We start from the raw sequence: 13103 nt of genomic DNA on the forward strand, positions 1-13103 counted from the left end.
TACGAATGGATTTGAGTCTTGTTATTCCAGTCAAGGAAGAAAGCGAGAACCTTCCCGAGCTTTTTAAGGAAATTGTTGCGGCCATTGAACCGACGGGCTTTACCTTCGAGGTCATCGTCATTGATGACGGTAGCCGTGACAATACTTGGGAAGTGGTGGAGTCTTTATCCAAGGAGTATTCTTTTGTCCGAGCATTCCGCTTCCAGTTCAACTGCGGAAAGGCTGCAGGGCTTGCCTTCGGTTTTTCTAAAGCCCGCGGTAAGTATGTGGCGACTTTGGATGGCGACTTGCAGGACGATCCGCTTGAAATCCCGAAGATGATCAAGATTCTGGAAGACGGCTACGACCTGGTTTCGGGTTGGAAGATCCGTCGCCTGGATCCCTGGCACAAGACTTGGCCGTCCAAGCTCTTCAACTTGACGGTTTCGATCGTGTGCGGTCAGCGTCTGCATGACTTTAACTGCGGTATCAAGGCTTATCGCAGCTCCGTGGTGCGCTTTATTCACCTGTACGGCGACTACCACCGCTTTATTCCGGTGATGGCCAAGTGGCAGGGCTTCCGCATTACCGAAATGCCGGTGGCTCACCGTGCCCGTATTCACGGTGTTTCCAAGTACGGCGTGTCCCGCCTGGTTTCTGGGTTCTTGGACTTGGTCTCCTTGATGTTCATGCGTAGCTTTTCTTCGAAACCGCTCCATTTCTTTGGCCTGCTTGGCTTGATTTTCATGCTGGTGGGTTTCGGTATTTCGGGCTACTTCGGCTATGAATGGTTCCAGACAGGCGCTCTCCATGTGCGTCCGCTCCTTTTGGCTGGCGGATTCTCGCTGGTCATGGGCGTGCAGTTCATTTCTCTGGGCCTTTTGGGCGAAATGATGAACGGAAGCAAAAAACAGAGCTATCCGGTGGCCGAATCGATTCGCGAAATTGTAGATTTGACTTAGGAGAAGTTGGTTTATGGCGTACCCTAAAAGTCTTGTGATTGTTCCGACTTATAATGAGAAAGAAAATATCATGCTCATTATGTCGGCTATTTTGGAACAGAACGAATGTCTTGAAATCTTGGTGGTCGACGACGGCAGTCCCGATGGTACGGGCGACATGGTCGAAGAAGAAACCAAGAAGAATCCGCGTGTTCACTTGATTCGCCGTAAGGGCAAGATGGGGCTCGGCTCCGCTTATGTGACGGGTTTTAAGTGGGCTCTCGAACGCGATTACGAACGCGTCTTTGAAATGGATGCCGACTTTAGCCATGCTCCGACGGATTTGAATCGCTTCTTGGAAACGGCTGAAGATGCCGACCTCGTGCTCGGTAGTCGCTACCAAAATCACCGAATCAGCGTGGTGAACTGGGATTTGCGTCGTCTGATTCTCAGCTATGGTGCAAACGTTTACACCCGCATCGTGACAGGACTTCCGATTAGCGATGCCACGGGCGGTTTCAAGTGCTTCCGTCGCGAAGCCTTGCAGGCATTGAATCTCGACAAGATGAAGAGCGATGGTTATTGCTTCCAGATTGAGACGACCTTCAAGATTTGGAAGAAGGGACTCCGCGTCAAGGAAATACCGATCATCTTTACGGACCGCACCCGCGGTACTTCCAAGATGAGCGGCGGCATTATTTCCGAAGCTTTCTTCCTGGTCCTTAAACTCCGCCTAGGTCTGGCATAACCTCTTCATTTTTATCGTCTGCCCCTATGTATTCTTGCTCCATTATCGTTATTGCGTACAATTCTTGCGACTTTATCCCGGCATGTCTAAAGTCTGTTCGTGACGCGTGCGAAAATGTGGATGCCCAGATTATCGTTTTGGATAACGGCTCCGACTCGCCGATACTGCCTGAAATCAAGGCGTATTTCCCGGAAGTCGTTTGGATTGATTCCAAGGAAAACCTGGGCTTTGGCAAGGGATGCAATCTGGCTGAAAAACAGGCAACCAAGCCGTATCTCTTCTTTATTAACCCGGATACGGTGGTGTCTCGCGACTCGTTTACCAAGGTGCTCGACTTTATGGAAGAACACCCGGAATCGGGTACGGTGGGTTGCCGCATCTTGAACGAAGACGGTTCTATCCAGTGGGCTTGCCGTCGTTCTTTCCCGACCATTGTTTCTGCCGTGTCCAAGACGATTGGTCTTGCGGCCCTGTTCCCGAAGAACAAGACTCTTGCCAGCTACAACATGACGTTTGCCGATCCTGACAAGATGATCGAAGTGGACGCCATCAGTGGTTCGTTCTTCTGCATCCGTCGCGACTTGTACGAAACGCTGGGCGGTTTCGACGAAGATTTCTTCATGTACGGCGAAGACCTTGACTTGTGCTTTAGGGCCAAGGCTGCAGGGTTCAAGAACTATTATACGCCTTCGACGAATATCCTTCATTTTAAGGGACAGAGCTGCCGCACTCGCCGCTGGGGATCCTATGTGGATTTCTACAAGGCGATGCTTATCTTTGTGAGAAAGCACAAGGACCTGTATTTTGTGCCGAATTTCCTGGTGTCTTTCGGTATTCTCTTTGCGGCTTTTGTCGGTATGTTCTCGCGCTTGATTCCGAAGTTCTGGAAGATGTTCCTGGATCTCGGCGTTCTTGCTATTTGGGCGTTCGCCTTCTTGGGTAAAGGCATTTCGGTGGATCGTTCCTGTGCCGAACGCGTTGGTGATGCGGCTTCGAACTGCTTTAATTATGCGGTCGTGGTCAAGCATTCCATTTTGGATATTTCCCAATTCGAAGACTGGTGGCTCGTGGGCCTGGTCGTTATCGTGAACATGGTGTTCCTCATATTCCGTGGGGAATACACGGTGTCGAGCCTGAAGGGCGACGGAATCCTTCGATTCCTGCTGCCGTTGAATGTGCTTGCGGTGGGTGGCTACTTGACATTCCGCTATTTTACCCAGACACCGATCGATGTCGATGAAATGAGTCTCTTGCCTTACGATATGCGCTGGATTGCCGTTGTGGCGGCCTCTAGCCTTGCGATTCCTTTTGCGCTCCTGGTCTGGAGACGCTTCGCATTTTGGATAAACTATTTCTACCGTATCTTTGCAAAGAAACGTCATCGCTCCATTTTGCTGGGCGGTTCCGAAGATTCTCTGCAGTCCTGGTTTGACCGTTACAATGTGATTCCGGGAATTGAAATTCTCGGTTGCGTGAGTTCCGACCCGTCCAAGGTATCCGATGAAAACCGCCAGCATCTGCTGGGCGACCTTTCTTCGATGGAATCGATTTGCAACCGTACGGGGTGTCGTGAACTTCTGGTAGTGTCCAATTTGTCGGGCTACCGCGAACCTTTCGACATCAAGTGGCTCGACAGCCTCGGTTTAAAGGTGTTTTTGCTCATCGGAAACACCCAAATGGGCGATTTTGCCCTTGTAAACCTCAAATATCTGCACTAAAATCATAATTCCTTACAATATCTTTACACATTGCACAAAAATTGAGTTATTTTTTGTGTAAGTATTTGATTATTAAGGTTTTATGTTCGATACAAATCTTTTGGATATTCTTTGCTGCCCCGAAACCAGGGGAAAGCTCAAATTGGCGTCTGACGAATGCTTGGCCGCCTTGAATCAATCTATTTCTGCTGGCACGCTTAAGAACGTTGCCGGTGAAAAGGTGACGGAACCTTTGACCGAGGCTCTTTCTACCGAAGACAATTCCAGGGTGTATCCGGTTCGCGAAGGAATTCCGGTTCTTTTGGCGGACGAAGCAATTTTGCTCTAAGAGGTGTTTATGGCGGTAACGTTGGAATCACTTAGAAAGTCTGTAGGCAAGAAAAACACCAACTCCATGGTGTTTGCATGGCTTGCAGATCTTGAACGCGAAGCAGGGGAGCTGGACAAGGCTCTCCAGAGAGTCGACGGCGGTCTCACGTTGTACCCGAACGATATTTCGGCAAGACTTGTTCGCGCAAAGATTCTTACTCAACTCGAAGCTTACCAGCCTTGCGTTGAGGAATGTGAACGCATCATTGTGATGGATCCGTTCAACCTGGCTGCACAGCAGTTGATGGGCAACGCCTACGACAAGCTGGGAATGCTTGCGGAGCGAAACGTCTGTTACCGTCGTTTACACGACATGGACCCGCTGAACACCTTCTGGAAAGAAGAATACGACGTCGTGCTTGAAAGCACGGCTGCTTCAGCCGCTATTGCTGCCGCGGGTGACACCGAATTTATCATGTCTGATACCACCCAGGAACTGGGCGGTGCCGCATCTCCGCTTGACATGTCGTTTGACGACGAATCCTCGTCTGAACCTGCGACTGCGGATGCCGGTGCGGATACATTTGAAATGCCTGCTACTGCAGATTCGATTGATTCTCCGGCCGCCGAAGATTCCGCTTCTGACGAAAGTATGGCAGACGATCCGTTTGCCTCTCTTGCCGCCATGCTTCCCAATGGCGATGCCGCCGAAGATTCTACGATGGACGACCTGTCTGCATCGCTTGAATCTGCAATGGATTCTATCAAGACCGACGAGTCTGAAACCCTTGCTGAAGAATTCGGCGCCGAAGAAAATATTTCCAGTTCCGACGTGTCTTCGGCCCTGTCCGACATGTTCGGTCTGGATGACGATCTTGAACCCGAGGAAACGTCTAGCGCAAGTCCGTTTGCAAATACCGCAGCTTCCGCTTCGGATATTCCTGCAAGCATCGACGAGAATGCGCAGTCTAACGCCGCCTCGATCTTTGAATCGGCTTCTATCGAAGACAAACCGCAGAGTATTGACGACGCCTTTGGTGACATCTTTGGCGAAGACGAACTTCCCGAAGAAAAGCCGGTTAACGAAGAGAGCGCAAGTGCTGAAACTCTGGAACCCGCCGACACGGACGATTTCTCGACGCAGTCCATTGAATCCCTTACCGAATCTCCGCTTGATGAAGGTATCGAAGACAAGGACTCTCTTGAAGAATCGTCTCTGTTTGAAAAGTCTGCAGAAGACAAGCCGCAGAGCATCGATGACGCCTTCGGCGATATCTTTGGCGAAGACGAATTGCCCGAGGAATCCAGCGGTAGCGGTCTGTTTGAAAAGTCTGCCTCTGCCGACATGAACTTGGTTTCCGACGCACCTGCCGAAGAAACACCTGCTGAAGAATCTCTCGAAGAAACTCATGCAGCTGAAGAAACTTTCAAGCTCGATGATGAACCTGCGCTTGAAGCCGCTTCTGCAGTGGATGCCCCTGCTGCCGATGAACCGACGACGATCGATAACGCCTTCGATTCTATTTTCGGTGAAGATGAACTTCCTGAAGAGAAACCGGTAGAAAACGCTGAGACTCCGGCTGAAGAACCCGTTGCGGATCTTGAACTGCCGGCTGAAGAAGAAACCTTCAAGCTTGACGACGAACCCGCTCTTGACGCTCCGGCACTTGAATCTCCGATCGACAATCTCCTTGCAGACGACAAGCCTGCAACGGAAGAAGTACCTGCCGCAGAAGAACCTGCTGCCGAAGAAGAACTGGTAGTGGATGATGCTCCGGCTCTTGAATCGCCGATCGATAATCTATTCGCTGATGAAACTCCGGCCGAAACTGAAGAACTTGTTGCCGACGTTCCTGCTGAAGAAGCACCTGCTGCCGAAGAAACGCCTGCCGCAGAAGTTCCTGCTGAAGAAACTCCTGCTGAAGCAACTCTTGCTGAAGAACCTGTTGTACAGCAGGCTTCGGATAGCGCCTTTAGCGTAGACAGCGCCTTTGAATCGATCTTTGGTGCAGACGATGACCTGCCCGAAGAAAAACCGGTTGAAGCTGCTGAAACGCAGGAAACTGAACCGGAAGAAACGGTGTCGCTTGAAGAACAAGTGAATCAGGCTGAAGCCGAACTTGAAATGCCTGAAGTGAAGACGGAAGAAACTTCGGACCTTGCCCAGGAAATGGGTGGCGCCTTCGCTTCGATGTTTGGCAACACGGACGATGACTTGGATTTGCCTGAAGTCTCTGCTCCGGCAGCGGCTGATAGTCAGGAAGCTATCGAGCAGGATTTGACCGAAGCTCCGGTTGAAGAATCTCTTGAAAAGGCTCAGGAATCTGCTCAAGAAGCTCTTGAAGAAGATATCGATAAATCATTTGATAATTTGTTCGGAAAAGAAGATGAATCCGACTTGCCGGTAGAAGGCTCGACTGCTCCGGCAGAATCTGTGGCTCAGCCGGAAGTCCCGGCACAAGAAGCCCCGGCTGCCGAACCTGCACAGGATTTGGATTCCCTGGAAACGGAAGTCTCCGGCGCATTCAAGGGTCTGTTCGATATGGACGACGACTCCCTACCCGAAGAAACAACGCCTTCGAACAAGGGTGTCGATTTCTTGATGTCCGGCGATTCCGACGATGAAATTTCTGCGGGCCTGATTAATGACCCGGATGCTCCGCTGGATCGTGGATCCCATGATTTGGACGAAAGCCTGAATACGCGTACGCTTGCCGAAATTTATTTTGACCAGGGTCTGTATGGCAAGGCTCTCGAAATCTACAAGGACCTGGCTCAGAAGGAACCTGAAAACGAAGATATTGCTGCTAGACTTTCCGAAGTGGAAAAACTCTATAACGAAAAGTTTGGAGGTGAAGCCTAATGGCCGAACAGCAACAGCAGCCGCAGCTTCGCATTGAAAAATTACTCCGTGAAATGGTGAACCGCGGTGCATCTGACTTGCACTTGCGCGTGGGTGTTCCGCCTGTTTACCGTATTAACGGTGCTTTGCAGCGTCCCTTCGATGTGAAGGTGGATTCCTTGATGATGGATTCCTTCTTGGATGATATCATGAATCGCGACCAGAAACAGCGCTTTGAAACGAACAAGGAATGCGACTTTGCCGTGGGCGCTCGCGACATGGGCCGTTTCCGTGTGAACGTTTTCCGCCAGCGTGGTTCTATCGCTGTGGTGATTCGTCACATTAAGGCCAAGATTCCTGCCTTCGAAGAACTGCATTTGCCCGAAGTCATTCGTGACATGTCCTTGACCAAGCGTGGTCTCGTGCTGGTTACAGGTACGACGGGTTCGGGTAAGTCTACGACTTTGGCCGCCATGCTGGATTATATCAACCAGAACGAAGCGGTGAATATCATTACGGTCGAAGACCCGATCGAATACCTTTACAAGGACAGCAAGGCCATTATTTCGCAGCGTGAAATCGGCGTGGATACGCTTTCTTACGCCAACGCCTTGCGCGCCGCCCTCCGTCAGGACCCCGATGTGCTTCTGGTGGGCGAAATTCGTGACTTGGAAACCATGCAAATCGCCATGACGGCTGCCGATACGGGCCACATGGTGTTTGCGACAATCCATACCACGAACGCGACAGAAACCATTCACCGTGTGCTTTCGATGTACCCGCCGCACCAGCACGACGAAATCCGCTTGCTGCTTTCCGAAGTGCTTGCCGGCATTATTTCGCTCCGCTTGTTGCCGACCAAGGATGGTAACGGGCGAGTGCCTGCTGCCGAAATTCTCGTGAATACGGCTGCCATCAAGGAATACATCGAAGACAAGGACAAGAACGACTTGATCGAACAGGCCATTGCTGAAGGCCACATGCAGTACCGCAGCCAGACCTTCGACCAGGCGCTCCTGAAACTTTACGAAGAAGAAAAGATTTCCCTTGAAACGGCTATGAACGCTGCCACGAACCCCGATGATTTCGATCTTAAGATCCGCGGTATTTCGGGAACGTCTGAACGTAGCTGGATGTAAGCAAAATCTTTGGCGGTTTCGCCGCAAGAATATGAGAAATCCTCCGCTTTCGCGGAGGATTACTTTTTGGTGGATTAGGAGGAATTCTATTCGTTGTAGTAGACGGTGCTTCCTGAAGGGAAGGTGACGCTCTTCTGATAGCTGGATGTATTGCTTACTTGTGCGGGCTGACCCGTAGTAGCGACCATGTATCTACCCGATATGGTGGGCTTGAATGCGATGTTAGAGGTTCCGTAGTAGTTGCCGGTTGTAAAGCTCACGTTATAGTTCGTGCCCTTTTCCGAGGAACCGCTACTGAATCCGAGAACCGTTTTGCTGGTGAGGCTTGCAGAACCGTCGGCGTCGAAGGAGCCGCCCATGCCGCCGCTAATCTGGCATTCAACGATGACAACGCCACCAGAAATGGTGAGTTCGCCGTTGCTGTCAATGCCGTCGGTGTCACCGGAGCCAGTCTTTGCGTGGTGTACGCCGCCCGTAATGGTCAGGAAACCGCTGCTGCTTCCCATTCTACCACCCATGCCGCCTCCGGGGCCGAATCCCCAGTTTGACTGGCCGCTTTGATTGGTGTTGCCTGATCCGTCATTGCCGCCGGCTGCATTCCAGGCGTCATCGGTTCCGTAGACATCGGTAATGCCGCCGTTTGCCTTGATGTACCAGGCCTCCAGACCTTCATAGGAATTGGTCACGTAGATGGTTCCGTCGTTGATCATGAGGGTAGAGTCGGCATGTACGCCGTCGTTCTTGGGGGCCGCAATAGTTGTGTAGCCTCCGTTAAAGTAGATGTTCTGGTTGGAATGAACGCCGTCGTCACCAGAGGAAATATCGATCTTTCCGGCATTGATGTAAACTCTGTTGTCAGAGACGATGCCTTTGCCGGTCGATGTTACCTTGATGTTCGGCTCAGAAACAGAGTCCTGGACGATGATATAGTTGTAAGCCTGGATGCCGTCGTCGCCCGCCTTGGTAATGGTGATGTTTCCGCCCTTGATATTGACAATGCCTTTATTGTCTACTATAGAGCCTGCATCTTCGCCTTCGTCGCTCTTGATGCCGTCGCCGTTGGTTGCTGCGATGGTAATGTTGCCGTTTTCGATATCCACGATGCCCTTGCCCTTCAAGCCGTTATTTACGGCGGTCACGTTGATTGTCGTTGCACCGCGGAAGCGCAAGTCGTTGCTGGTGTGAATGCCGTTGTTGTAGTTGCCCTTCACGATTAAGGAGCCTTCGCCCTTGATGGTCAAGTCGTCCTTGGCGTAAATGCAGGCGCTGGTGGTATCTACCTTCGTTTCGTTGTTGGAATTGACGTAAGTATAAGACTTTGTACGAGTGCTTCCGTCGCTAAGCGTATTGGTGGTTCCGCTTTTAGCGACCACGAAGGTCTTGCTAGACATCTGTGCGTAAATGGGGGCGTCTGCGGTATTGCTGAGTGTGAGCCCGCGTAGGTTCAGGTAAACGCCCGAATCGCTCTTGGGAGAATACACGCGGATCTGGGCGTCGGCACCGCTATAGGAACCGCTAAAGTCGTAGTCGCCGGCGCAGGTAATAACGACTTCGCCGCCGGTAACCGTGACGCAGCTGTTGTTGTTTTCAACGCTAGCACCGTTTGCGGCATAGGTGATTGCCGGCACGTTGCCATTCGATGTGGTGGTGGCGCTGCTGCTCGGAGTCACGTTTGCAGAGCTGTTAGGCGTTGCATTCGAACTGCTCGATACCTGCGTTGCTGTCTCGGAAGACGAGGAACGGTCCGGTTGAGAGGCGCTGCTTGCGGCTGTTTCAGGATCTTCGGATTTCTCGGAAGAACTGCTTGCCGGTGCAATCGTCGAAAGAGAATTCTTGTTGCAGTCTGCATCAAAGTAATAGAGACTTCCGTCGTCATTCTTGTAGTAAGAAATGCCGTTTACGGAATAGAGAGCCTTGTCGGTGGTACAAGACTGCGTTTCGCTTGCTGGTTCGGAATCCGTTGAATCCTCTGCGGGTTTGTCGGCGGATACCGTAGAGTCGCTAGGCGTCGTTGTGCCTACATCTGTGCTGGTTTCGATAGGATCTGCGGTGTTATTTTCAGTGGACCCCGGCGTGGCTTCGGGAAACCCGTAGCTTCCGTCTGCATTGATCCAGAAGGCAAGTGTCCCTTCGGTATCGAGGCAAAGTGTTTCTCCGCTTGCGCCCTGCATGGCTGCGTAGCCGTCATAGACGCATGCGTTAGTGGTGATTCCTGTAGCATCGGCGAGATTGTCTTTGGGGCTGGTAGAGCTGCTGTCGCTCGAACATCCGGCAATAAGGCCTCCTGCTACAAGGGTAGTAATTCCCAAACAATTCCTTGTAAGCATGATTTCCTCTTTTATGGGGGTTGTTTTGTTTTTATGAAAGATACATAGTGGAACAATCCGTTTTAAACAAAAAAGTGACTTAATAAAAAAAACAGAAAACATAATTTGGAACGAATTTTCCCGTTCGGAACAAATCGCTCCAAAATGCACCCGTTGCGTTGTTTACAACAATTAAAAAGCTATCTTTTGAAATAGAATACGCCATTTTGATTCTTGAAAAATCGAGACGTTATGAAAATATCACTGTCTAAGCCGTTTGCCCTTTTGGTGGCAGCCATGCTTTCTGTACCGGCATTTGCAGCATCGCCTGTAGTCGGTCCTGAAAATATCCGCAATTTGCGACTCCTTGAAAATTCTCCGATGCTGTTTGATTTGCATCGTGTAACGACAGGGGAGGGGCGTCAGTTCTTCGCCTATCCGCATCGCGATACGACTTTCCGCAAGAACTTTGTCGACTCCGAAAGAAATGCATTGCTTTACTACGATAATGAAAACGGCGCTGCGGTTTCGGGACACGGTTCGGCTTTTGAAAAAAAGAGCCCGCGTATGGGGCTTGCCATGTCGCTTGTGGGTGGCCTGGATTATCGCGGCGGTGAAGCGCTGAATGATACCATTTGGCCGGGAATCGATGGCGGTATCTACCTGCGCGGTTATGCGGATTCCATTGACTTTGTGCTGGATGCCCGTATTTATGACGAAGGCCATTCGGCTGATCGTCCCAGGTCTTTTGATGGGGAGTTTCTGGAAAACCAGAAATCGGAAGATAATTCGGGTCTCGAATACACGAGTTATGCCCGCTACCGTGCGCACATTGCGTTGAATTACGATTGGCTGCGTTTGGACTTTGGTCGCGACGTGATGCACTGGGGCCCGGGCTATTACAATAACCTGAGCTTGAATCAGTTTGCGCTCCCGTACAACATGCTTTCGCTCGACATGCAATTCGGCCCGTTGCGCGTTCTTTCGTTCTATGGCGACTTGCGCATTTATCCCGGTATGGGAATGAACAACAAGGATGAAACGCGCAACATCTTCGGTCATCGCTATGAACTGGCTGTGGGCAATGCCACGTTCGGTATCAGCGAACTCCAGATCCAGTACGACAACTTGAAGCCTTGGCTTTTTGTGCCGGTGGTTCCCTTGTTCATGGAAAAGGGCAATTATTCCGAAGACAGCAATAACGGTTCCCTTTCTTTCGACTTTAACTACCGCCTGTTCCGTTCGCTCCGAGTCTACAGCGAATTCTTCCTGGACGATATGGAAAGCCCGGTGAGCCTCGTGAAAAACGACAACATTGAAGCCAAGTGGGCTTGGATGGCCGGTATGCATGGCGCCCATGATTTCAAGATCAAGTCCCATTTGTTGGAATCGGGCTTTATCGCAGAATATGCCCGCATCGAGCCTTACGTGTATTCGCACTTCCATGCGAATACGGCGCAGATGGCGCACTTGGGCCGTCCGCTGGGTAGCCAGGCTGGCCCGAACAGCCAGACGATTGACTTTACGGCTTACGGTCGCTTGGACCATCATATTTTTGCTTCGCTTCGTAACACTTGGTTCTGGAAGGGAACGGATTACGGCAGCGCTTTAAACGATACCACACCTAGGGTGGATCACATGAGAATCCATAAGCGCTTCTTGAGGGGCGCGAATATGGAATATTCCCTTACGCCTTCGATCAGCTACGAAGGCCAGTACGTGTTTTTCCTTGGCGAGATTACGTTGTTCAACGACGAAAAGGTTTACTTAAGAACAGGATTCAAGTGGTAGTCTATGCAAAAGCCTGAACTCTTAGCTCCTGCCGGCGACCTTGTTCGCATGAAGTATGCCTTCGCTTACGGCGCCGACGCCGTGTATGCGGGCCAACCGGCCTTTTCGCTCCGTGCCCGTGAAAACGGATTCAAGAATTTGGATGATCTTGCCGCAGGTATTGAATACGCCCACCGCTTGGGCAAAAAGTTTTACCTCACGAGCAACGTCATCCCGCGCAATGTGAAGGTGGAGGCCTTCCAGAACGCTTTGCTTGCAGCCATTGATTTGAAACCCGATGCGCTGATCGTGGCCGATCCTGGCTTTGTGGGTTGGCTCCGCGAAGTACGACCGGAGGTCGAAGTTCATTTGTCTGTGCAGGCGAATACGACGAATTACCTGGCCGCCAAGTTCTGGCATGACTTGGGTGTGCGTCGCGTGATTTTGAGTCGCGAACTTCGCTTGTCCGAAATTCTGGAAATCAAGAATCGCTTGCCGGATCTGGAACTGGAAGTGTTTGTGCATGGTGCGGTTTGTATGTCGATGTCTGGCCGTTGTATGCTCAGCAATTGGGTGACTCGCCGCGATGCAAACCAAGGTGCCTGTGACAACAGTTGCCGTATGCCTTACCGCCTGTATGCCAATCCGGAACCGCAGTGCGAAGACTATCGCGAGCATGAGGGCTCTTTCAGCCTGCAGCGCACGGATCGCCCGGAACTGGACCCGATTGCCTTGGACGAAGACACTTGGGGTACGTACTTCATGAGCAGCCGCGATATTTGCGCTATCGACGTAATTCCGGAACTGATGGCGGCGGGGCTCGATTCGTTCAAGATCGAAGGACGTACCAAGTCGGTGTATTACTTGAGCCAGGTGGTGCGTGCCTATCGTATGGCAATTGATTCTTGCGCCGCACAAATGGAACAGGGAATTGCGACGGAATCGGTCAAGGTGGCTGACGATGCTTATCGCGCGATTTCGTTTGTGGATGGCCGCGGCTTTATGCCAGGATTCTTGCGCGGTCCCTTGCCACAGAATTACGAGTCCACTCACGAAGAGGCTCCCGGCGGCTGCGTGGCAGCCCAGGTCATTGCCTACGACGCAAACACGAATTCTTGCCGCGTGAATGTCAAGAACCCCTTCTCGATAGACGATTCTCTCGCTCTGATGACTCCCTCGGGAATGGCTCGTTGCAAAATTGATTCAATGAAGGATTTCAAGGGCGGGGACGTGGATCGCTTGCATCCGGGTACCGAAGGCGTCGTTTTCTTACAAGAAGGTGTTGAAAATCTTTCTTCTAATGCGAATTTTGCCTTTTTCGTGCGCGAAATCACATAAAATTTGAATTTTT

9 protein-coding genes are annotated in these 13103 nt (G+C 51.2%); 8 read left to right on the forward strand and 1 reads right to left on the reverse strand.

The genetic code is table 11. The annotated features are described in order from the left end of the window. Window positions 1–5 precede the first annotated feature (5 nt). The 6 genes from B7989_RS12320 to B7989_RS12345 all read left to right on the forward strand — a co-directional run bounded on the left by B7989_RS12320 (window position 6) and on the right by B7989_RS12345 (window position 7676). Window positions 6–941: a glycosyltransferase family 2 protein gene (locus B7989_RS12320; protein WP_088628776.1), complete on the forward strand. Its 936-nt coding sequence runs from the start codon at window positions 6–8 to the stop codon at window positions 939–941. A 13-nt stretch (window positions 942–954) separates the two neighbouring features. Then, window positions 955–1668 (forward strand): polyprenol monophosphomannose synthase, encoded by a 714-nt coding sequence (locus B7989_RS12325; RefSeq protein WP_072799187.1) that lies wholly within the window; start codon window positions 955–957, stop codon window positions 1666–1668. Between the two features lie 26 nt (window positions 1669–1694). After that, window positions 1695–3386, forward strand: a complete 1692-nt coding sequence (locus B7989_RS12330) for a glycosyltransferase family 2 protein (RefSeq protein WP_088628777.1) — start codon at window positions 1695–1697, stop codon at window positions 3384–3386. Window positions 3387–3468: 82 nt separating this feature from the next. Next, window positions 3469–3714, forward strand: a complete 246-nt coding sequence (locus tag B7989_RS12335; RefSeq protein ID WP_073322176.1) for a Trm112 family protein — start codon at window positions 3469–3471, stop codon at window positions 3712–3714. A gap of 9 nt (window positions 3715–3723) precedes the next feature. Then, on the forward strand, window positions 3724–6558 hold the full coding sequence (locus B7989_RS12340) for a hypothetical protein (RefSeq protein ID WP_088628778.1): 2835 nt from the start codon (window positions 3724–3726) through the stop codon (window positions 6556–6558). Beyond that, window positions 6558–7676 carry a type IV pilus twitching motility protein PilT gene (locus B7989_RS12345; RefSeq protein ID WP_088628779.1) on the forward strand — a complete coding sequence of 373 codons (1119 nt, stop codon included), beginning with the start codon at window positions 6558–6560 and terminating at the stop codon, window positions 7674–7676. The genes B7989_RS12340 and B7989_RS12345 overlap by 1 nt, the downstream gene beginning before the upstream one ends. An 86-nt stretch (window positions 7677–7762) precedes the next feature. Here B7989_RS12345 and B7989_RS12350 read toward each other — a convergent pair whose 3' ends face one another. Continuing rightward, window positions 7763–10003: a carbohydrate-binding domain-containing protein gene (locus tag B7989_RS12350; protein WP_158212920.1), complete on the reverse strand. Its 2241-nt coding sequence runs from the start codon at window positions 10001–10003 to the stop codon at window positions 7763–7765. A gap of 231 nt (window positions 10004–10234) precedes the next feature. Here B7989_RS12350 and B7989_RS12355 point away from each other — a divergent pair, with 231 nt between their 5' ends. Then, window positions 10235–11773 (forward strand): capsule assembly Wzi family protein, encoded by a 1539-nt coding sequence (locus B7989_RS12355; RefSeq protein ID WP_233144417.1) that lies wholly within the window; start codon window positions 10235–10237, stop codon window positions 11771–11773. Between the two features lie 3 nt (window positions 11774–11776). Further along, window positions 11777–13090, forward strand: coding sequence for a U32 family peptidase C-terminal domain-containing protein (locus B7989_RS12360; RefSeq protein WP_088628781.1), 1314 nt, complete (start codon window positions 11777–11779; stop codon window positions 13088–13090). Window positions 13091–13103 lie beyond the last annotated feature (13 nt).

Source organism: Fibrobacter sp. UWB5 (assembly GCF_002210295.1).
In the GTDB taxonomy this organism is placed as follows: domain Bacteria; phylum Fibrobacterota; class Fibrobacteria; order Fibrobacterales; family Fibrobacteraceae; genus Fibrobacter.

Coding starts and splice junctions, on each gene's coding strand:
- B7989_RS12320 (WP_088628776.1), top strand. CDS start 6: ATGGATTTGAGTCTTGTTATTCCAGTCAAGGAAGAAAGCGAGAACCTT.
- B7989_RS12325 (WP_072799187.1), top strand. CDS start 955: ATGGCGTACCCTAAAAGTCTTGTGATTGTTCCGACTTATAATGAGAAA.
- B7989_RS12330 (WP_088628777.1), top strand. CDS start 1,695: ATGTATTCTTGCTCCATTATCGTTATTGCGTACAATTCTTGCGACTTT.
- B7989_RS12335 (WP_073322176.1), top strand. CDS start 3,469: ATGTTCGATACAAATCTTTTGGATATTCTTTGCTGCCCCGAAACCAGG.
- B7989_RS12340 (WP_088628778.1), top strand. CDS start 3,724: ATGGCGGTAACGTTGGAATCACTTAGAAAGTCTGTAGGCAAGAAAAAC.
- B7989_RS12345 (WP_088628779.1), top strand. CDS start 6,558: ATGGCCGAACAGCAACAGCAGCCGCAGCTTCGCATTGAAAAATTACTC.
- B7989_RS12350 (WP_158212920.1), bottom strand. CDS start 10,003: ATGCTTACAAGGAATTGTTTGGGAATTACTACCCTTGTAGCAGGAGGC.
- B7989_RS12355 (WP_233144417.1), top strand. CDS start 10,235: ATGAAAATATCACTGTCTAAGCCGTTTGCCCTTTTGGTGGCAGCCATG.
- B7989_RS12360 (WP_088628781.1), top strand. CDS start 11,777: ATGCAAAAGCCTGAACTCTTAGCTCCTGCCGGCGACCTTGTTCGCATG.